This window comes from Halomonas mongoliensis (assembly GCF_052496345.1).
This window is the reverse complement of record NZ_CP199288.1, coordinates 3,515,015-3,533,076: the sequence shown is the minus strand read 5'-3', so window position 1 is coordinate 3,533,076 and position 18,062 is coordinate 3,515,015. Positions and strand designations below refer to the sequence as shown.

General features: G+C 68.8%; 20 protein-coding genes. 7 read left to right on the top strand and 13 right to left on the bottom strand.

The features are described 5' to 3' along the window. Nucleotides 1-38 precede the first annotated feature (38 nt). From tusD to ACRYRV_RS16575, 5 genes are read left to right on the top strand one after another with little or no spacing between them, the layout of a single operon-like run. A complete protein-coding gene (gene tusD, locus ACRYRV_RS16595) occupies nucleotides 39-431 on the top strand; it encodes a sulfurtransferase complex subunit TusD (RefSeq protein ID WP_444984428.1) in 393 nt (130 codons plus the stop codon). A 9-nt stretch (nucleotides 432-440) separates the two neighbouring features. Further along, complete coding sequence (locus ACRYRV_RS16590) at nucleotides 441-809, top strand: DsrE family protein (protein ID WP_253451755.1); 369 nt, start codon at nucleotides 441-443, stop codon at nucleotides 807-809. A gap of 28 nt (nucleotides 810-837) precedes the next feature. Further along, nucleotides 838-1,128 (top strand): sulfurtransferase complex subunit TusB, encoded by a 291-nt coding sequence (tusB, locus tag ACRYRV_RS16585; protein ID WP_253451759.1) that lies wholly within the window; start codon nucleotides 838-840, stop codon nucleotides 1,126-1,128. Beyond that, nucleotides 1,128-1,481 carry a TusE/DsrC/DsvC family sulfur relay protein gene (locus ACRYRV_RS16580; protein ID WP_444984429.1) on the top strand — a complete coding sequence of 118 codons (354 nt, stop codon included), beginning with the start codon at nucleotides 1,128-1,130 and terminating at the stop codon, nucleotides 1,479-1,481. Before tusB ends, ACRYRV_RS16580 begins: the two co-directional genes overlap by 1 nt. Nucleotides 1,482-1,488: 7 nt before the next feature. Beyond that, nucleotides 1,489-2,076, top strand: a complete 588-nt coding sequence (locus ACRYRV_RS16575) for an acyl carrier protein phosphodiesterase (protein WP_253451765.1) — start codon at nucleotides 1,489-1,491, stop codon at nucleotides 2,074-2,076. On the opposite strand, the gene ACRYRV_RS16570 is transcribed toward ACRYRV_RS16575, so the two are convergent. The 11 genes from ACRYRV_RS16570 to ACRYRV_RS16520 form a co-directional block, all read right to left on the bottom strand. Further along, complete coding sequence (locus ACRYRV_RS16570) at nucleotides 2,063-3,268, bottom strand: molybdopterin molybdotransferase MoeA (protein WP_444984430.1); 1,206 nt, start codon at nucleotides 3,266-3,268, stop codon at nucleotides 2,063-2,065. The genes ACRYRV_RS16575 and ACRYRV_RS16570 overlap by 14 nt on opposite strands. Before the next feature lie 77 nt (nucleotides 3,269-3,345). Further along, on the bottom strand, nucleotides 3,346-3,867 hold the full coding sequence (moaB, locus tag ACRYRV_RS16565) for a molybdenum cofactor biosynthesis protein B (protein ID WP_309636309.1): 522 nt from the start codon (nucleotides 3,865-3,867) through the stop codon (nucleotides 3,346-3,348). Beyond that, the gene (locus ACRYRV_RS16560) at nucleotides 3,867-4,184 is read right to left on the bottom strand and encodes a DUF1244 domain-containing protein (RefSeq protein ID WP_309636310.1); all 318 of its coding nucleotides are present in this window, start codon (nucleotides 4,182-4,184) and stop codon (nucleotides 3,867-3,869) included. Before ACRYRV_RS16560 ends, moaB begins: the two co-directional genes overlap by 1 nt. 100 nt (nucleotides 4,185-4,284) lie before the next feature. Next, nucleotides 4,285-5,340, bottom strand: a complete 1,056-nt coding sequence (locus ACRYRV_RS16555) for a formate dehydrogenase subunit gamma (protein ID WP_253451777.1) — start codon at nucleotides 5,338-5,340, stop codon at nucleotides 4,285-4,287. Nucleotides 5,341-5,351: 11 nt separating this feature from the next. Beyond that, nucleotides 5,352-6,002, bottom strand: coding sequence for a formate dehydrogenase FDH3 subunit beta (fdh3B, locus tag ACRYRV_RS16550; RefSeq protein WP_444984431.1), 651 nt, complete (start codon nucleotides 6,000-6,002; stop codon nucleotides 5,352-5,354). Nucleotides 6,003-6,031: 29 nt separating this feature from the next. Then, nucleotides 6,032-8,884: a formate dehydrogenase subunit alpha gene (locus ACRYRV_RS16545; RefSeq protein WP_309636311.1), complete on the bottom strand. Its 2,853-nt coding sequence runs from the start codon at nucleotides 8,882-8,884 to the stop codon at nucleotides 6,032-6,034. A 29-nt stretch (nucleotides 8,885-8,913) separates the two neighbouring features. Continuing rightward, on the bottom strand, nucleotides 8,914-9,120 hold the full coding sequence (locus ACRYRV_RS16540) for a twin-arginine translocation signal domain-containing protein (protein ID WP_444984432.1): 207 nt from the start codon (nucleotides 9,118-9,120) through the stop codon (nucleotides 8,914-8,916). A 39-nt stretch (nucleotides 9,121-9,159) separates the two neighbouring features. Further along, on the bottom strand, nucleotides 9,160-9,744 hold the full coding sequence (locus ACRYRV_RS16535) for a TorD/DmsD family molecular chaperone (RefSeq protein WP_444984433.1): 585 nt from the start codon (nucleotides 9,742-9,744) through the stop codon (nucleotides 9,160-9,162). 2 nt (nucleotides 9,745-9,746) lie between these two features. Beyond that, nucleotides 9,747-11,450 (bottom strand): 4Fe-4S dicluster domain-containing protein, encoded by a 1,704-nt coding sequence (locus tag ACRYRV_RS16530; RefSeq protein ID WP_444984434.1) that lies wholly within the window; start codon nucleotides 11,448-11,450, stop codon nucleotides 9,747-9,749. 10 nt (nucleotides 11,451-11,460) lie between these two features. Continuing rightward, nucleotides 11,461-12,000: a DUF3306 domain-containing protein gene (locus ACRYRV_RS16525; RefSeq protein ID WP_444984435.1), complete on the bottom strand. Its 540-nt coding sequence runs from the start codon at nucleotides 11,998-12,000 to the stop codon at nucleotides 11,461-11,463. After that, nucleotides 11,997-12,428 carry a DUF3305 domain-containing protein gene (locus ACRYRV_RS16520; RefSeq protein WP_253451798.1) on the bottom strand — a complete coding sequence of 144 codons (432 nt, stop codon included), beginning with the start codon at nucleotides 12,426-12,428 and terminating at the stop codon, nucleotides 11,997-11,999. The genes ACRYRV_RS16525 and ACRYRV_RS16520 overlap by 4 nt, the downstream gene beginning before the upstream one ends. A gap of 118 nt (nucleotides 12,429-12,546) precedes the next feature. Here ACRYRV_RS16520 and ACRYRV_RS16515 point away from each other — a divergent pair, with 118 nt between their 5' ends. Continuing rightward, the gene (locus ACRYRV_RS16515; protein ID WP_444984436.1) at nucleotides 12,547-13,410 is read left to right on the top strand and encodes a formate dehydrogenase accessory sulfurtransferase FdhD; all 864 of its coding nucleotides are present in this window, start codon (nucleotides 12,547-12,549) and stop codon (nucleotides 13,408-13,410) included. Between the two features lie 24 nt (nucleotides 13,411-13,434). Here ACRYRV_RS16515 and ACRYRV_RS16510 read toward each other — a convergent pair whose 3' ends face one another. Both ACRYRV_RS16510 and ACRYRV_RS16505 read right to left on the bottom strand, forming a co-directional pair. Continuing rightward, nucleotides 13,435-14,070, bottom strand: coding sequence for a helix-turn-helix domain-containing protein (locus tag ACRYRV_RS16510; RefSeq protein WP_253451804.1), 636 nt, complete (start codon nucleotides 14,068-14,070; stop codon nucleotides 13,435-13,437). 150 nt (nucleotides 14,071-14,220) lie between these two features. Next, on the bottom strand, nucleotides 14,221-15,174 hold the full coding sequence (locus ACRYRV_RS16505; protein WP_253451806.1) for a histone deacetylase family protein: 954 nt from the start codon (nucleotides 15,172-15,174) through the stop codon (nucleotides 14,221-14,223). Between the two features lie 115 nt (nucleotides 15,175-15,289). Between ACRYRV_RS16505 and ACRYRV_RS16500 the strand changes: the two genes are divergently transcribed. Beyond that, the gene (locus ACRYRV_RS16500; RefSeq protein WP_444984437.1) at nucleotides 15,290-18,037 is read left to right on the top strand and encodes a bifunctional acetate--CoA ligase family protein/GNAT family N-acetyltransferase; all 2,748 of its coding nucleotides are present in this window, start codon (nucleotides 15,290-15,292) and stop codon (nucleotides 18,035-18,037) included. The last annotated feature ends 25 nt before the right edge of the window (nucleotides 18,038-18,062 follow it).

Sequence of the window (18,062 nt, the reverse complement as noted above, 5' to 3'; positions counted from 1 at the left end):
CCGCCATGGCGGGGCCAGCCTGTTTGTGGAGATCCAGAATGCGCTACGGGATTCTGCTCATGGGGGCACCCTACAGCAGCCAGGCCTCGCACTCCGCGCTGTGCTTCGCAAAGGCGGTGGTGGCCAGGGGCCATGCCCTGGAGGGGGTCTTCTTCTACCATGACGGGGTGCAGAACGCCGCCCGGCTGGCGGCCCCTCCCCAGGATGAGCCTCACCTGGTCGATGCCTGGGCCGAACTGGCCGCTGAGCACGGCGTGCCGCTGCAGGTCTGCATCGCGGCGGCCCTGCGGCGAGGGCTTCTCGACGAGCGGGAAGCCGCCCGGCACGGCAAGCAGGGGCACAGCGTGGAGGCCCCCTTCGAGCTCACGGGTCTGGGTCAGCTGGTTGACCTCGGCCTGCGCTGCGACCGCCTGATCACCTTCGCCCCCTAGGAGAGCGCCATGTCGAACGAGCAAGGAGATCTGCTGGTGATTCTGCGCCATGGGCCCCATGGCACCAGCTGGCTTCGAGAAGGGCTCGATGCCGCCCTGGTGGCCGCCGCCTTTGGTCGCCGGGTGACACTGCTCTTCATGGGGGAGGGCGTCACGGCGCTGCTGCCGGGCCAGGGGAGCGGCCCCCTGGGGCAGAAGGGCACGGCGCCCACCCTGGAGATGCTCGAGATGTACGATATCGAGACGCTGCTGGTGGAGGCCGAGGCGCTGGCACGCTACGGCCTCGACGCCGGCTCGCTGATGCTGCCGGTGGCAAGCGTAGGGCAGGGCCGCATTGCCGAGCTCACGGCGTCACACCCGCTGGTCCTGACCTTCTGAGGGCGTAAGGCCCCAAGGAGATGGTAAGATGCTGCTGCATATTCTCAATCGATCGCCGGCCACCAGCGAGGTCTACCGTCAGGCCCTGGCGGCCATGGGCCCGGAGGATCGCCTGCTGCTGATCGAGGATGGCGTCCAGGGCGCCATGTCGACGCTGGTCGGGCACTTCGCCGAGGTGACGGGGCGCCTGTATGCGCTTCGCGATGACCTCGAGGCCCGGGGCCTCATCGCTCACTGCGATACGACCGTTGCGGTGACAGACATGGCGGGGTTCGTGACCCTGACCGAAGACGCCGACCGCACCCTGAGCTGGTTCTGATGGCAACCACAGAAATATACCGTTATCTTTCTTTGTCTGGCAAAAAGATTCCGATCGATTCGGAAGGCTATCTAGTCAATCAGGCCGACTGGGATTGGGAGGTTGCCGAAGCCCTGGCCCTGGAGGAGGGCATCCCCCTGGGCGACGAGCACTGGGAGATCATCGAGGTGCTGCGCGACTTCTATGCTCGCTTCGAGCAGGCCCCGGCCATGCGTCCGCTGGTCAAGGCGGTGAGCCGAGCGCTGGGGGAAGAGAAGGGACGCTCCATCCACCTGATGCGTCTCTTCCCGGGTAGCCCCCCCAAGGTGGCGGCGCGCATCGCCGGCCTTCCCAAGCCCACCAACTGCCTGTGAGCCGAGCGTGAACTTCCTGGCCCACGCCTGGCTGGCCCGGGGCGGCAGCGATGACTTCCTCTGGGGCAACCTGATCGCCGACGGCGTCAAGGGCAGCGACCTCGCCGACTGGCCGGAGGAGGTGGCCCGGGGAATCCGCCACCATCGCCGGGTCGATGCCTTCGTGGATGCCCACCCGGTGGTGAGCGAACTCCAGCGCTCGGCGCCTGGCGCCCAGCGGCGCTATGTGGGGATCGCCCTGGACCTGGTCTGGGACCATTTCGTGGCCCGGGAGCTCGGCCTTGCCGCCTGCCCCTCGCCGCTGGTGCGACGCACCTACCGCGTGCTGGCGACGCGCAGGGCGCCGGCGCGGCTGGCCGTCATGGTGCCGGTGCTGGTGGAGCAGGACTGGCTCTGCGGCTACGCCGACTTCGACTTCACATGCCGGGCCATCGCCGGCATCGGGCGTCGCCTGAGCGGCCCCAACCGCCTGGCGGAGCTGGTGCCCTGGCTCGAGCGCGAGCACGAGAGCCTCGACCAGGCCTTCCAGCGGCTGTGGCCGGAGGTGTGCGGAGCCCTGGAGGTGCCGGTACAGGGAGACGTCACGCGCCCCTGAGCCAGAGGCAGTTCACGCTGTCGCCCGGGGCTACCTCCCGGTTCGGGGGAATGACCGCCAGGGCATCGGCGGCGATACAGGAGCTGAGTACCCCGGAGTTCTGGTCGCGGAAGGCGTGGGCGGTGATACCCTCCGGGCCGAACTCGAGGCGAACCCGCATGTAGTGAGCGCGGGGGCCGGTGCGGGTGGCAAAGTCGGCCCGGGCGGCAAGCCCGGGCAGCTCGGCGAGGGAGGGCGCCCCCAGCAGGGCACCCATCAGCGGCCTGAGAAAGAGCCAGGCGCCGACGAAGCCCGATACCGGGTTTCCCGGCAGCCCCACGAAACGCGCTTCCCGCTCGCCGTCCGGCAACCGCCCCAGGGCCAGAGGCTTGCCCGGGCGGATCGCCAACCGCCAGAGATCCAGCTCTCCCAGCGCCTCCACTGCGGCCCTGACGTGATCCTCCTCGCCGACGCTGACACCGCCGGTGGTGACCACCACATCGGTCTCCCGAGCCGCTGTGGCCAGGGCCAGGCGGGTGCCCTCGGCATCATCGGGTATCGCTGCGACGCGCACCACCTCGGCGCCGAACTGCTCCAGCAGGCGCTTGAGCATGGGGCGATTGGAGTTGTAGATCTGGCCGGGGCCCAGGGGGTGGCCGGGATCCACGATTTCATCTCCGGTGGAGAGCAGCGCTACCCGGGGGCGGCGGCGCACCGTCACCTCGGTGATGCCCTGACCGGCCAGGTGGCCCAGGGCCGCGGCTTCCAGCGGCTCGCCGGACGGCAACAGCTCGCTCCCGGCGGCGACATCCCGGCCTCGGCGGCGGATATTGTCGCCGGCAGGAATCCCCGCCGGCACACGTACCCGGTCGCCGTCGATCTCGACGCTCTCCTGCATGACCACGCAGTCGGCGCCCGCTGGAATGGCGCCGCCGGTGAAGATGCGCGCACAGCTGTCGGCGGCCAGGGGCTCACCGGTAGCGCCCGCGGCGATACGCTGGCTGACCCGCAGCCAGCGGCCTGCGTCCTTGTGGTTCAGGGCATAGCCATCCATGGCGCTGTTGTCGAAGGGGGGCACGTCGAGAGACGCCGCCACGGGCTCGGCCAGGATCCGGCCGGCGGCCCGGTCGCAGGGGAGCCGCTCGCTGCCCAGCGGCTGCACGCCCTCGAGCAGGGCAGCGAGTGCCGCCTCCACGGGCTTGAGGTCAGCCATGCTGGCCTCGCTCGGGGATGACGAGATTTGCCTGAACTTGCAAGGAGCTACATGGCTTGTGCCGGGAAATATTGGCGTCAGACATGCTGGCCTCGTTCCGGGATGACGAGATTCGCGAAGTTACATGGCTTGTGTCGGCTATCGAGCTGCTCGGCCAGGATGCCATTCCAGGCGGTACGGCAGGCGCCGGTGGAGCCGGGCAGGCAGAAGATGACGGTGGCGTTGGCCAGGCCGCCCAGGCAGCGGCTCTGTACCGTGGAGCTGCCGATCTCCTGCCAGCTCAGCTGACGGAACAGCTCGCCGAAGCCCTCGATCTCCTTATCGAAGAGCACGCCGACCGCCTCCGGCGTCGAGTCGCGGCCGGTAAAGCCGGTGCCGCCGGTGGTCAGCACCACCTGGATGGCCGGGTCGGCGATCCATTCTGCGACCACAGCGCGGATGCGGTAGATATCGTCCGGGACGATGCGCTTGTCGGCCAGGCGGTGGCCGGCGTCGGCCAGGCAGCCCACCAGGGCCTGGCCGCTGCGGTCGGTCTCCTCGGTGCGGGTGTCGGAGATGGTGAGTACCGCAATGGAGAGGGGCAGCATCGGCTCGCTCATCACGCCTTCCCCTGCTTCTTGGCCTGGCGCGCCTGGAAGGCGGCCTGCTGCTCGGGGGTCGCCTCCTTCTGGTACTTCTCCTTCCACTCCGCGTAGGGCATGCCATAGACGTGCTCCCGGGCGCGCTCGTAGTCGAGCTCGGCACCCCGCTCCTCGGCGGCGCTGACCAGCCACTTGGAGAGGCAGTTGCGGCAGAAGTCGGCCAGTATCATCAGGTCGATGTTCTGCACGTCCTTGTTGTCGTCGAGGTGCTTGAGCAGGCGGCGGAAGGCGGCGGCCTCGAGCTCCGTGCGGGTGGCGTCGTCGAGATGATCCATGGCGCTTATTGTCTCCCTGGTGAGTTGGATCAAGATGGGCCCAGCATAACAAAAGACACCGCCCATGGGCGGTGTCGTAGGGTGAGCGGGTCAACGCGGTTCATCCTGGGCGGGAGGCCGTCTCGCTGCGCTCGTCGCCGGGGCGACTGTCGCCGCCGATTGCCTCCTCGGGCACCGCCTGGTCCTTGACCTCCTCGTACCAGAGGTTGTGGTGGTCCTTCGCCCAGGTCTCGTCCACGTAGCCGGTGGTCATGGCCTCCAGCGACCCCTCCGAGCCGAGGGTGCCGATATAGATATGGCCCAACGCCACGGCGGTGAGCCCCAGGGCGCCGACGCCGTGGATCAGGTTGGCCCACTGCATGGTGTCGCGGCTCTGGCCGTAGTTGGGGAAGTCCAGCACGAAGCCGCTGGCCACCACGGCCAGGCCGGCGGTGGCCAGGAGCCAGAACCAGAGCTTCTCGCCGCCGTTGGCGAAGCCGGCATCGGGATGCCCCTTGCCCACCAGGCCGCCACCCTGGCGGAACCACTCGAGATCGTGGCGCTTCGGCCAGTTGTGCCTGAGCACCCGGGCCAGCAGGACCACCAGCAGGATGCCGAAGAGCGGCCCCAGATAGTTGTGGGCGAGCTTGGAGGCGGAGATCATCCAGGCCCAGAAGGCATCGCCGAACAGCGGCCGGAACACGAACTTGCCGTAGAGCAGGTTCAGGCCGGTGAGCGCCAGGACGATGAAGAGCGTGGCCACCGTCCAGTGCAGGGAGCGCACGAACAGGGGCCAGCGCAGCAGCTTGCGCCCGGTTCTCGGTTCGCTCAGCTCCTTGCGTCCGACGATCACGTAGAAGAGCGCGATCGCCAGGATCATGCCGCCGACGGCGATCAGGCCGAAGGGAGAGACCCAGCGGTTGCGCAGCTGCCGCCAGCGCTCCCCGCTGGCGTTGATCAGGTTGTAGTTGGAGTCGAAGCGGGTGTCGCGGAAGTTGGCGTCCACCTCGCCGCTGCGCACCTGACGCCAGACGTCGGGGCTGACGCCGGCCACCGCGGTGGCCGCCTCGCGTTCGGTCTCCGCCTGGGCCAGGGCGGGTGGGGCGAGCAGGGCGGTCAGGACCAGCATCACCGCCAGCAGCAGCCCCCCCAGGGGCCCGTATCGGCAAAGGCTCATGGCATCACCTCCTAACCCTGGCGGGTGGCGTCGTAGGACAGATCGTCGACGCCGGTCAGGTCGGCACCCGCCCGGGTACGCTCCTGATCGCGGCGCTGGTTGCCCGACCAGCCGCCATCGCGATGGCCGCGATGGACGACCCGCTGACGGAAGATATCGGCGACGGTCTGGGCATCGCCGGCGAGCAGGGCCTTGGTGGAGCACATCTCGGCACATAGCGGCAGCTTGCCCTCGGCAATGCGGTTGGCGCCGTACTTCTCGTACTCCTCTTCCTTGCTGTCCGCCGGACCGCCGGAGCAGAAGGTGCACTTGTCCATCTTGCCGCGCTCGCCGAAGGCGTTCTGCTTCGGGAACTGTGGGGCCCCGAAGGGGCAGGCGTAGAGGCAGTAGCCGCAGCCGATGCAGAGGTCCTTGTCGTGCAGGACGATGCCGTCGTCGGTCTTGTAGAAGCAGTCCGTGGGGCAGACCGCCATGCAGGGGGCGTCATCGCAGTGCATGCAGGCCACCGAGATCGAGACCTCGTCGGCCTGGCCGTCGTTGAGGGTCACCACCCGCCGGCGCTGGATGCCCCAGGGGACATCGTTGGCGTTCTTGCAGGCGGTGACGCAGCCGTTGCAGTCGATGCAGCGCTCGGCGTCGCACATGAATTTCATCTGTGCCATGTCTTGTTCTCCTGGTCGCTGTCGATCGCTCAGGCGCGCTCGATCCGGCAGATGGTGCACTTGGTTTCCTGCATCAGGGTCACAGGGTCATAGCCGTAGGTGGTCGCGGTGTTGGCCGCCTCGCCCAACACGTAGGGCGCCGCCCCCTCCGGATAGCGGTCATGCAGGTTCTCGCCCTGGAAGATGCCGCCAAAGTGGAAGGGCATGAAGGCAACCCCGCGTCCGACCCGCGGCGTGACCAGGGCCTTGACCCTGACCCGGCCACCCTCGGCGCCCTCGACCCAGACGGTGTCGCCGTCGCGGATGCCGATATCGTTGGCGTCGGCCGGATTCACCTCGACGAACATCTCCTGCTGCAGCTCGGCGAGCCAGGACATGGAGCGGGTCTCCTCCCCGCCGCCCTCGTACTCCACCAGGCGCCCCGAGGTGAGGATGATCGGGTAGCGGTCGGAGTTGTCGTTCTCCTGAATGCTGCGGTAGAGGGTGGGCAGCCGGAACAGCGAGCGGAAGTCGTCCCAGGTGGGGAACTGCTCGACGAGATCGCGGCGGGTGGTGTAGAGCGGCTCACGGTGCTTGGGCACCTGGTCCGGGAAGGTCCACACCACGGCTCGGGCCTTGGCGTTGCCGTAGGGGGCGCAGCCGTGCTCGATGGCCACCCGCTGGATGCCGCCCAGCAGATCGGTCTTCCAGTTCTGGCCTTCGGCGGCGACCTTCTCCTCCTCGGTGAGGTCGTCCCACCAGCCCAGGTCCTTGAGCATCTGGTCGGTGAACTCGGGGTAGCCGTCGTCGAGCTCCCCCTGCACCGGTGCCGAGCCCTCGGCCAGCAGGTTGACGCCGTTGCGCTCGATGCCGAAGCGCGCCCGGAAGCCCATGCCGCCCTCCTTCACCGGCACGCTGGGATCGTAGAGGTTGGGGGAGCCGGGGTGGGCGAACTCCGGTGTGCCCCAGCAGGGCCAGGGGAGGCCGTAGTAGTCGCCGTCGGCGGGGCCGCCCTGGGCGCGCAGGTTCTCGAAGCTGAAGGTGTGCCAGTTCTGCTGGTGCGCCTTGAGTCGCTCCGGGCTCTGGCCGGTGTAGCCGATGGTCCAGGTGCCGCGGTTGATTTCGCGCAGGATGTCCTCGATCGAGGGTTCCTTGCCGTTGACCTGGATATGGCGGGTCAGCTCATCGGCGAAGCCGAACTTCTCGGCCAGCAGGTACATGATCTCGTGGTCGGGCTTGGACTCGAACAGCGGCTCGATCACCTTGTCGCGCCACTGCAGCGAGCGGTTGGTGGCGGTCACGCTGCCGGTGGTCTCGAACTGGGTGCAGGCGGGCAGCAGGTAGACGCCGTCGGTGCGGTCGTGCATGACCGCGGCCACCGTGGGGTAGGGGTCGACGATCACCATCATCTCGAGCTTCTGCATGGCGCGGCGCATCTCGGGACCGCGGGTCTGGGAGTTGACCGCATGGCCCCAGTAGAACATCGCCTTGAGCGCGGTGCGCTGGGAGATCGCCTCGTCCTCCTCGAGCACCCCGTCGACCCAGCGCGAGACCGTGATGCCGCTGCTGTTCATGGGCAGGCCGTCGTGGTACTCGGTCTGGTCGAAGCGCCCCTTGAGCCACTCGTAGTCGACGTCCCAGACCCGCGCCCAGTGCTGCCAGGCCCCCTCGGCCAGGCCGTAGTAGGCCGGCAGGGAGCTGGAGTCGAGGCCCAGGTCGGTGGCGCCCTGGACGTTGTCGTGGCCGCGCAGGATATTGGCGCCGCCGCCGGACTTGCCGATGTTGCCCAGCGCCAGCTCCAGGATGCAGTAGGCACGGGTGTTGTTGTTGCCGGTGGTGTGCTGGGTGCCCCCCATGCACCAGACGATGCTGCCGGGCTTCCGGGTGGCCAGGCGCTGGGCCACGTCATACATGACCTGCTCGGGCACGCCGGTGACGTCCTCCACCACCCGCGGGGTGAAGGTGGCCACCTCGGCGCGCACCTCGTCCAGGCCGTAGACCCGCTGCTGGATATACTCGCGATCCTCCCAGCCGTTCTCGAAGATGTGCCACAAGAGCCCCCAGATGAAGGCGACATCCGAGCCGGGGCGAATGCGTACATGGGTATCGGCCTTGGCCGCGGTACGGGTGAAGCGGGGGTCGGCGACGATGATGTCGCAGTTGTTGCGCTCCTTGGCGATCAGGAAGTGCTGCATCGCCACCGGGTGGGCCTGGGCGGGGTTCGAGCCGATGAAGAGGATGGAGCGACAGTTGTGCATGTCGTTGAGCGAGTTGGTCATCGCCCCGTAGCCCCAGGTGTTGGCGACCCCCGCCACAGTGGTGGAGTGGCAGATGCGCGCCTGGTGGTCGGTGTTGTTGGTGCCCCAGAGGCTAGCGAACTTGCGCAGCAGGTAGGCCTGCTCGTTGTTGAACTTGGCCGAACCCAGCCAGAAGACGCTGTCGGGGCCGTGGGCCGCGCGCAGCTCCAGTACCTTGTTGCCGATCTCCTCGATGGCGTCATCCCAGCTCATGCGCTGCCACTGGCCGTCCACCAGCTTCATGGGGTACTTGAGGCGACGGCTGGAGTGGCCGTGCTGCCGGAGCGACGCCCCCTTGGCGCAGTGGGCGCCGCGGTTGATGGGATGGTCGAAGGCCGGCTCCTGGCGAGTCCAGATGCCCTCCTGGACCTCGGCGTAGGTGCCGCACCCCACCGAGCAGTGGGAGCAGATGGTCCGCTTGACCTCCACCGGCGAGTCGAGGACCGGGGTCTTGCCGCTGGCCTCCACCGGGCGCAGCATGCCGTGCCCCATGAAGCCGGCGGCCGCCAGTCCGCCGGTGGCGGCACCGCCGCGCTTGAGAAACTGCCGCCGGGAGATGCCGAGGCCCGCGGCGACCGGGGTTGCCTGCTTGGGTGTCAGACGCATGGTCACTTACCTCCGAAGATGAGAGACGCTCAGTCGCGCAGGGTGGCGTAGTAAGCGCGAACGTGGTCGGTTTCGCGGTAGTGCCGCTGGCTATCGTCGGCGGTCGAGTCGGTCCGGGGGGCATCGGCCTGGGTCAGGCCGACATGGCCTACCACGGCGGCGGTGCCGGCCAGGGCACCACCGGCTCCCAGGGTGCGCAGGAAGCGGCGGCGGCGGGGATCATGGGCGCGGGGCATGGCGTTCTCCTCGAGGGTGACGGTCGCTGATCTTGTTAGTTATGTGAGGTAGTGGTGCTCTCGGGCCATAAAGCCGAGGCCCAGCCGTCCTGTCTCAGCGTAGAGGGCCGCCTGGCTGGCTGCCAGTTCGGCCAGACAACGGTTGGCCCAGGGGGCCAGGTGGGCGGCGAAGAAGCGGGCCTGCTCCGGATCGCCGCGCTCGGCCAGCAGGGCCATGGCCTCGCAAAGGGCGCCGAGGTGGTCCTCGGGGTCGCGGCTCTCCTCGCTGCGGGCGAGCCCCAGGCGGCGCAGGTCGCGACGCAGCGCCACCAGGGGCTCGTCCATCAGGGTGCCGTGGAGGTACCAGGAGGCGTAGGGGGTGACCTCCCCCTGGATGACGCCGACCAGCAGCTCGAAGTGGTCACGCTCGGCCCTGCCGGGGGTGGTCGCGGCGGCCGCCGCCGCGAGCGCGCGCCAGATGGCCGCCATCTCGGGATCCTCGTCGTCGGCCTCCAGGCCGGCGAGGAAGTCGAGCAGTGCCGCGTCCGGCGGCGCCAGCAGCAGACGGGCCAGCAGCCGGTAGATATCCGCCCGGAGGGCGTCGTGCTCGCTGACGCTCGGGGTAGTGGCGATGAGATCGTCCATGGTTACACCTTCAGCTGGCGTTCGGGGTCCCGGGCGAGCTCCTGCCAGACATCCTGGACGCGGCAGTCCTCGCACATCTCGAGGCGCGCTCGCGCCTCGCCGGCGAAATAGGGGTGGTCCGCCAGCTTGCGCTGGATGGTGGCGATGGTGCTGGCCGTGGCGAAGGGCTTGCCGCAGCGAATGCAGGCGAAGGCGGGCTCCTCCTTGAGGGTCCGACGCGTCTCGCGCTCGGGGGCAGCCAGGAACCCCGGCACCAGCCGGATGGCCTGCTCGGGGCAGCCCGCCTCGCAGAGGCCGCACTGCACGCAGTCGGCCTCGCGGAAGGCCAGTCGCGCCGTGGTGTCGTCGCCGCCGGAGAGTGCTGGCGTTGGACAGAGCGCCACGCAGCCCTGGCACAGGGTGCAGCGCTCCGCGTCTACCTCCATGCCCCCGTGAGGGGACGGGGCGGGCAGGGGGTGGCGACGGCCGGTCGGGCTGCCCTGGCGGCCGAGCCACGCCAGGGTGGCATTGAGCCGGTCGCGCTTGGTGGCATCGGGGCTGGCCTCCGGGCGTGGCGGCAGGGGGGCCAGGGCGGGCAGGGCATCCAGCTCCTTCCGGTCGGCCTCGGCCCCGAGCCAGGTCAGCGGGGCCGGGTCGTGGCCGAGGGCCGCGAGCAGCTCACGGGCCTCGGCATGCTGCCGCTCGAGCTGGCGAAGCAGGGTGGAGGGCGTCTCTGCATCCCGCTGCAGGCGCACCTCGCCGGCGCCGGCGGCCAGGGCGGCCAGCCAGTGATCCGGTCCCGCGGCGCCCAGCTCCTCGAGGGCCACGTCCAGCACGTGCCCGGCAGCCGGTGCACTCTCCCGGGCCAGGTGGGCCTCGCTCAGGAAGCGCACCACCGGATGGGCACCGCCGGCCTCCCGATAGGCGGTCAGCAGTTCGCCCAGGTAGTGCTCCAGGGGCGCCGGGCGAGGCAGACGAAACTCGATGGCCCCGGTGGGGCAGGCGCTGGCACAGCTGCCGGCGCCGTGGCAGCGGTGGGCATCCACCTCGATCCAGGCGCCCACTCGGCCGGACTGGCTGGAGAGGGCGTCTGCCGGGCAGGTGTCCAGGCAGAGGGTGCAGCCGGCCTGGCCGCTGCGTGAATGGGCGCAGAGATCAGCATTGACCTGCACGGCGCGCGGCGCCTCGAAGGCGCCGCGGTGGTCGGGCAGGGTGGCCAGGGCCTGCTCGCAGTCGGCCGTTCCCCAGCGGGTGGCGCGATAACCGGGCGGGGGGAGCTCCAGGGCCAGCAGCGGCCGCTGGCCCAGGTCGAGCACGAGGTCGAAACAGGGACGCCCCTGGGTGGCCAGGGCCAGGTCGATAGCGTCAGCGTCGCTCGCCAGGGTGGCATGGAAGCGTCCCAGGTAGCCCTCGAGTCGCAGGGTGCTGTCTGCCACCTGGCAGGGCAGCCCCCGAGTGGCCTCCCAGATGGCCTCGAGATCAGGCACCTCCTCGGCGCTGCTGCGCTCGGTGACCACCAGGGTGATGCCGGGCAGCTGGCCCGCCAGGCGCGCGGCGGCCCGGCGGATATCCAGCTCGGCACCGGCGATCAGCAGGTAGCCCTCGCTCTTGAAGTCCACGGTCTCCGGGGCCAGGTTGGCGGGCCAGGAGACCCGCTGCCTGGCGGCCTCCCGGGCGGCGCGGTTGCGTTCATCATCCAGGGGCGCAAGGGGAATGGGAGCGGGCATGTTGACCTCGTTATTGTTGGTTCTTGCTAATGTAGTACAGCGCCTCAGGCGCGTCGTAATCACCTTCGTCTAACGCCGCCGAGGGGGCTCGCTCCTCGTCGACCGGCGGCTCGGCGCCCTCGGCTTCTGCCGAGTCGACCTCCTCTGCGAGGCGTTCCTCGGCGGTTTCCTCCTCCGGGGCGAGGTAGTCATTCACTCGGCGGCCCCAGTGGCGCAGCCGCTCCGCGGCCTCACGGGCCAGGGGCTCGAGCTGGCTGTAATCGCCGTCGTAGTCGTCCAGGCCGTCGCGGATCTGATAGTGATCGGCCTGCCAGAGGCGGCGAAGGGCCCGGCGGCGCAGCGCCTGGCTGACCCCCTCCTGGAGGTAGCGGCCGAAGTCGCTGCCGGGGGGCAGGCTCTCCGGGTCGGGCAGCTCCTCGTCGCTGACGCTATGGGGCTCGGCCTCCGCTTGCGGCGGGTCGGCAAGGGGCGGCGCCTCCGCGGGCGGCGGGGCATCGGGAGACGGCTCCTCGCCGCGCTTGCGCCGGGACCAGCGTTCCAGGCGGCTCATGTGTCCATCTCCCGAGCGCGGCCCGCTCCCTTGCGCTTCTTCTTGCGCTCCTCCATGGGGGCCTCGCCGTGGCGAGCCAGGTAGGCCTCGATCCAGACCTGGATGGCCAGGGGCATGGCCGCCTCGAGCACCTGCTGCTCGCCATCCAGCCAGTCGGCCGCCACGTCCTGGCTGGCGGTGATGGCGGTGGGCTCGGCGGGGCCACCGGCGAAGCCGGCGCGCACGAAGAGACGGGGGTTGCCCGAGGCGAGATTGAAGCGGTAGGCGGCACGCTCGGTCATGGTCAGCTGAAGCCACAGGGTGGCGTCGCCCTGGTCGCCGGGAGCCAGGGAGGCGACCTGCCACTGGGTGGCGCGAAACCCCTGGATGCGGTGTTCCCGGGCCGCCAGGGTGACCCCGAGGGGGCGCAGGTTGTGCGAGTCGGTCACGGCGCTGTCCTGTTGTTATGATGTTGTTATGGGCTGTGTTGCTCAGAGACAGTAAGGAACGGGGATGCCATCATGGTCAAGCCGCCTTCCGCGCCAACCCGACGAGATGAGGAGCGCCATGACCTTCACCCGGCCCTTCACCCGCAGCCATGCCCGCCTGCCCGCCACCGTGGAGATCGAGATCTTCGACGAGTATGGCGAGTCGCGCCGTCAGGCCATCGCCGCCGAGCGGCCGCTGACCCTCTACCTCAACAAGCGCGAGATCGTTACCCTGATGACCCTGGGGGATGACCCCGAGGCGCTGGTGGTCGGCTATCTGCGCAACCAGGGGCTCTTGACCGAGGCGGCCGATCTGGTGGCGGTGCACGTGGACTGGGAGGTGGAGGCGGCTGCGGTGGTGACCCGCCACCTGCCGGAGGATCTCGAGGAGCGCCTGGGCCACCGCACGGTCACCACCGGCTGCGGCCAGGGCACGGTGTTCGGGCGGCTGCTGGATTCGGTGCCGCGCCAGCCGCTGCCCGAAACGCCGCTGCGCCAGTCGACCCTCTACGCCCTGCTGGAGAATCTCAACGCCTGCAACGAGACCTACCGCAGCGCCGGCGCCGTGCACGGCTGCGCGCTCTGCTGGGGAGAGGAGGTGCTGGACTTCGTGGAGGACGTGGGGCGCCACAACGCCGTGGACACCCTGGCCGGGCGCCAGTGGCTGAAGGAGGCGGACTCGCTGCGGGCCGACACCTTCTACACCACAGGACGGCTGACCTCGGAGATGGTGCTGAAGGTGGCCCAGATGGGCATCGGGGTGCTGGTCTCCCGTTCCGGGGTCACCCAGAAGGGGGTGGAGCTGGCCGAGCGTTACGGGGTCATGCTGATCGCCCGGGCCAAGGGGCGGCATTTCCAGGCGATCCATGCCGGCGGGCGCCTGGCGCTGGATGCCGTGCCGCCGGTCAGGCCCGGCGACCGTCGCGGCCAGCGGCGGGGGTAGGGGGCCTCCCTCTGCGCTTCCCCCTCAGGCACCCTCGGCCCTTGTGCAGACCGAGAGCACCACGGCGTCGTCATCGCTGACCGAGACCAGGGCGTGGCCCATGTCGCTGTCGAAGTAGATGCTGTCGCCGCTCTCCAGTGCCAGGGGCTCGTAGAACTCGGTATAGAGCAGGATCTCCCCCTCCAGCACCATCAGGAACTCCTCGCCGTCGTGGCGCACCCACTCGCTGAACTCGTCGAAGCTGCGTGCCCTGACGATGGTCTTGAAGGGAATCATGCGCTTCTGGGCCAGCTCGCAGCTGAGCAGCTCATGCTCGTAGGTAGGGGTAGGGTGCTGTTGCCCCTGGCCGCGCCGGGTCAGATCCCGCCGGCCCATGGTACGGGTCTGCTGACGAGGCGGCGAGAGCAGCTGGGGCAAGTCGATGCCGAGCCCGCCGATCAGCTTCTGGACGGCGGTGAAGGTGGGGGAGATCTGGTCATTCTCGATCTTGGAGAGGGTGGAGCGGGCCAGGCCGGTGCGCTGGCTGACGTCCTCCAGGGTCCACTGGTTGGCCAGGCGGATCTCGCGCAGGCGCTCGCCGAGGCGCAGCGGCTCGACGAAGGCCTTGCGGCCCGAGGCGATGCGCAGGGCGGCATCCTGATCGGTGGTGGCGGCTGTCATGGTGAAAATTCACTATAGGAAACAGGTTTCCTGCAGCTTACCACAGCGTGTGCCGCATGAATGCACCGCTTCTCATGCTTTTAAGGCGCCGGGATGAAGGGCGACGTTTCCCGGCAACAAGAAACGCCGTACCTCACCGGGCCCGGAGTCTCAGGCCTCTGACGCGGGGGCGTCGCCGAAGGGCAGGCCGAGGAGCGCCTTGAGGTGGGCCTCGACGCAGCGGCCGAGGGAGTCGAGGTGGTAGCCCCCCTCCAGCACCGAGACCAGGCGGTTATCCGAGTAGAGCGCCGCGATCTCCATGGCCATGTGGGTGATCCAGTGGTAGTCCTCGTCCTCGAGGCAGAGCTCGGCCATGTCGTCCTCGCGATGGGCGTCGAAGCCCGAGGAGAGCAGCACCAGTTCGGGCTTGAAGCGATGCAGGGCGGGCAGCCAGTCATCCTCGATGGCGCGGCGGAACATGGCGCTGTCGGTACCCGCCTCCAGCGGCGTATTGACCACGTTCTGCCACTCGCTGCGCAGGTAGCGCCAGGGGTAGAAGGGGTACTGGAAGCTGGTGCAGACCAGCACGTCCGGGTCGTCCTTGAAGATGTCGATGGTGCCGTTGCACTGGTGGACGTCGAAGTCGAGGATGGCGATGCGCCGGGCCCCATACTTCTCCCGGGCGTGGGCGGCGCCCACCGCCACGTTGTTATAGAAGCAGAAGCCCATGGCGTCTGTGGCCTCGGCGTGATGGCCCGGGGGGCGCACCGCGCAGAAGACGTTGTCGGCCTGGTGGCGGAAGACCTGGTCCACGCCGCGGATGACAGCGCCGGCCGCGACCCGGGCAGCGTTGAGGCTGTCCGGGTTCATCATGGTGTCACTGTCGAGGGTGACGATGCCTTCTTCCGGCACGCACTTGTCCAGGGCGCGCAGGTGGCGCACCGGGTGGACCCGGGCCAGCTCCTCCTCGGAGGCCTCCCGGGCCTCGGACTGCATGGTCTGCTGGAGCAGGCCGGCGAGGGAGAGCCTGGCGCGGATTGCCTCCAGCCTGAGCGGGCTCTCGGGGTGCTCCGGGCCCATATGGTGGAGCATGCAGTGGGGGTGGGTGATATAACCGGTGATCATTGCGCTCTCCAGGCTGACTGGCGTCACTTTACTTTGCGTATGCCCTTGCCAGACAGTGTCAATAGGTCGTACACAGTAGGCAGACCATCCAGTCATCAGCTGCCGGGAGAGCATCTTGAGCACCCGTTTCCTGCGTCACTTCTTCGAACCCCGCACCATCGCCGTCATCGGCGCCTCGGAAAAGCCCGACTCCCTGGGCGGGCTGGTGATCCGCAACCTGCAGGAGGCCGGCTTCCCTGGCACCATCTGGGCCGTGAATCCCAAGGGCTACGAGCAGGTCTTCGGCCAGCCCGGCTTCTCGCGCATCGGCCAGCTCCCCGAGGCTCCCGACCTCGCCGTGATCTGCTCGCCGGTGGCGACGGTGCCGGGGCGGATCGCCAGGCTGGGCAGCATCGGGGTGCGCGCCGCCCTGGTGCTCTCCGGCGGCTCCCACCTGGACGAGGCGCGGGACGGCAAGGCCTCGATCCGCCAGCGGATGCTGGATGCGGCTCGCCAGTCGGGTATCCGGGTGCTGGGCCCGGAGTGCATGGGACTGATCGTGCCGGGGCGCAAGCTCAACGCCTCCTACGCCAACCGCCCGATCAAGGCCGGCAAGGTGGCCTATCTGGGGCAGTCGGGGATGCTCGGGACCGCCATGATCGACTGGGCCGCCGGACGCGGCGTGGGCTTCTCCCACCTGATCACCCTGGGCGATAGCGTCGACGTGATGCTTCCCGACCTGCTCGACTACATCAACCAGTTCTCGCCCACCCAGGCCATCCTGCTCCATCTGGAGAAGATCATGGATGCCCAGCACTTCATGACGGCCCTGCGCGACGCCTCGCGCAACCGCCTGGTGCTGGCCATCAAGAGCAGCCGCACGCCCCAGTCGGACCTGACCGGGCTGCCCCCCACGCCGGGGATCGCCAACCGCGACCGGGTCTTCGATGCCGCCTTCTCCCGGGCCGGCGTGGTGCGCGTCCACGACTCCGATGAGCTCTTCGACGCCCTGATGACGCTGTCGCGCATGAAGCCCCTGCGCGGCGACCGCCTGGCCATCGTCTCCAACGGCCTGGGCCCTGCCATGCTGGCCATCGACAAGCTGATCCACGCCGGCGGCAAGCTCGCCGACTTTACCGAGGAGACCCGCCGCGCGCTGAAGCAGGGGAACTTCGACATGAGCAAGCCGGGAGAGAACCCGGTGGATCTGGGGGGCAACGCCACCCCGGAGAAGTTCGTGGATACCATCGAGATTGTCGCCGCCGACCCGGGCGTGGATGCGGTACTGGTGGTGCATGCGCCGACGCGCATGGCGCCCTCCAAGACCACTGCCCAGGCGGTGGTGGCCAACCGCAAGCGCTTCCGGCGCAACCTGCTGACCAGCTTCATGGGGCTGGAGGAGGCGCTGTCGGCGCGTCACGAGTGCAACCTGGCCGGCATTCCCACCTATGTCTCCCCGGAAAAGGCGGTCAAGGCCTTCATGCATATGGTGGACTACCAGCGGGTCCAGCTGCTGCTCCAGGAGACGCCGCCCAGCCTGCCCTTCAGCACCACCCCGGATATCCGTGCCCGCTGCCGCACCCTGATCAAGGAGGCCAAGGCCCAGGGGCGCGAATCCCTCACCCACTCCGAGACCGCCCAGGTGCTCGAGGCCTACGGCATTCCGGTGGCGCCCAGCCGCTACGTGTCCACGCCGGAGGAGGGCGCCGAGGCCGCCGCCGCCTTCGAGGGGAGCATGGCGCTCAAGGTGGTGCACGAGGGCAACTGCCGGCCCTTCCGCTACCGCAAGCACCCCCACCGCCTGTCGGCGGGGCTGCTGCAGGACCTGAAGACGCCCGAGCAGGTGGCCGAGGGAGTCGAAGTGCTGGGCCAGCAGGTCAGCGAGAAGTACCCCGCCTTCCAGGTGCGGGAGTACTGCCTGCAGCCCATGCAGCGGGGCAAGCACTCCCTGCAGGTGTGCGCCGGCATCACCCGGGACCCGATCTTCGGTCCGGTGGTGGTCTTCGGCATCGGCGGCTACAAGGTGAATATCCTGGCCGACCGCCAGGTGGCGCTGCCGCCGCTCAACATGACCCTGGCCGAGGACATGGTGGAGCGTACCCATGTGGCGCGGCTGATCCACGAGCACTCCAGCGACCCCCAGCGAGATATCGAGCGGCTCTGCGAGCTGCTGGTCAAGCTCTCCCAGATGGCCAGCGACCTGCTGGAGCTGCGCGGCATCGAGATCAACCCGCTGCTGCTCAATCGCGACGAGCTGGTGGCCGTCGACTTCGCCATGGATCTGGGCACCCCGGCGCGCTTCGCCATCATGCCCTATCCGGAGGAGCTGCGAGAGTGGGTGACCCTCAAGAACGGCTGGGAGGTGGAGGTGCGGCCGATTCGGGCCGAGGATGCGCCGCTGATCGCCAACTTCCACCGCCAGCTCTCCGAGGAGAGCATCCGCTTCCGCTACTTCCACAACAAGTCGGACCTGACCCAGCGGGATCTCTCGATGCTGTCGCAGATCAACTACGATCGCCAGATGGCCTTCATCGCCGAGCACCTGCTGGAGGATGGCAGCAAGGAGATGCTGGGGGTGGTGCGGGTCTGGAACGACCCCGACAATATCCGCACCGAGTTTTCGGTGATCATCCGCGACGACCTCCAGGGACTCGGCATCGGCAGCCTGCTGATGAACAAGATGATCGACTACTGCCGAAGCGTCGGCACCCTGGAGATGATCGGCAAGATCATGGTGGACAACCACCCCATGCGCGCCCTGATGAAGCATCTCGGCTTCAAGCAGCGCTACAACATGGAGGAGCAGGTGGTCGACGCCGTGATGAGCCTCAACGAGCCCGAGAGCGAGTGGCAGCGCCACCGCCTGGATAGCATGCCGGATTGAGGGCAACTTGCCCGGAACGACACTC

Bases quoted from the DNA above. Each gene is read 5' to 3' on its own strand.
- ACRYRV_RS16535 (WP_444984433.1), bottom strand. From the start codon at position 9,744: ATGGACGATCTCATCGCCACTACCCCGAGCGTCAGCGAGCACGACGCC.
- moaB (WP_309636309.1), bottom strand. From the start codon at position 3,867: ATGAGCGAGCCGATGCTGCCCCTCTCCATTGCGGTACTCACCATCTCC.
- tusD (WP_444984428.1), top strand. From the start codon at position 39: ATGCGCTACGGGATTCTGCTCATGGGGGCACCCTACAGCAGCCAGGCC.
- ACRYRV_RS16590 (WP_253451755.1), top strand. From the start codon at position 441: ATGTCGAACGAGCAAGGAGATCTGCTGGTGATTCTGCGCCATGGGCCC.
- ACRYRV_RS16540 (WP_444984432.1), bottom strand. From the start codon at position 9,120: ATGCCCCGCGCCCATGATCCCCGCCGCCGCCGCTTCCTGCGCACCCTG.
- ACRYRV_RS16525 (WP_444984435.1), bottom strand. From the start codon at position 12,000: ATGAGCCGCCTGGAACGCTGGTCCCGGCGCAAGCGCGGCGAGGAGCCG.
- ACRYRV_RS16570 (WP_444984430.1), bottom strand. From the start codon at position 3,268: ATGGCTGACCTCAAGCCCGTGGAGGCGGCACTCGCTGCCCTGCTCGAG.
- tusB (WP_253451759.1), top strand. From the start codon at position 838: ATGCTGCTGCATATTCTCAATCGATCGCCGGCCACCAGCGAGGTCTAC.
- ACRYRV_RS16530 (WP_444984434.1), bottom strand. From the start codon at position 11,450: ATGCCCGCTCCCATTCCCCTTGCGCCCCTGGATGATGAACGCAACCGC.
- ACRYRV_RS16505 (WP_253451806.1), bottom strand. From the start codon at position 15,174: ATGATCACCGGTTATATCACCCACCCCCACTGCATGCTCCACCATATG.
- ACRYRV_RS16560 (WP_309636310.1), bottom strand. From the start codon at position 4,184: ATGGATCATCTCGACGACGCCACCCGCACGGAGCTCGAGGCCGCCGCC.
- ACRYRV_RS16555 (WP_253451777.1), bottom strand. From the start codon at position 5,340: ATGAGCCTTTGCCGATACGGGCCCCTGGGGGGGCTGCTGCTGGCGGTG.
- ACRYRV_RS16580 (WP_444984429.1), top strand. From the start codon at position 1,128: ATGGCAACCACAGAAATATACCGTTATCTTTCTTTGTCTGGCAAAAAG.
- ACRYRV_RS16545 (WP_309636311.1), bottom strand. From the start codon at position 8,884: ATGCGTCTGACACCCAAGCAGGCAACCCCGGTCGCCGCGGGCCTCGGC.
- fdh3B (WP_444984431.1), bottom strand. From the start codon at position 6,002: ATGGCACAGATGAAATTCATGTGCGACGCCGAGCGCTGCATCGACTGC.
- ACRYRV_RS16515 (WP_444984436.1), top strand. From the start codon at position 12,547: ATGACCTTCACCCGGCCCTTCACCCGCAGCCATGCCCGCCTGCCCGCC.
- ACRYRV_RS16510 (WP_253451804.1), bottom strand. From the start codon at position 14,070: ATGACAGCCGCCACCACCGATCAGGATGCCGCCCTGCGCATCGCCTCG.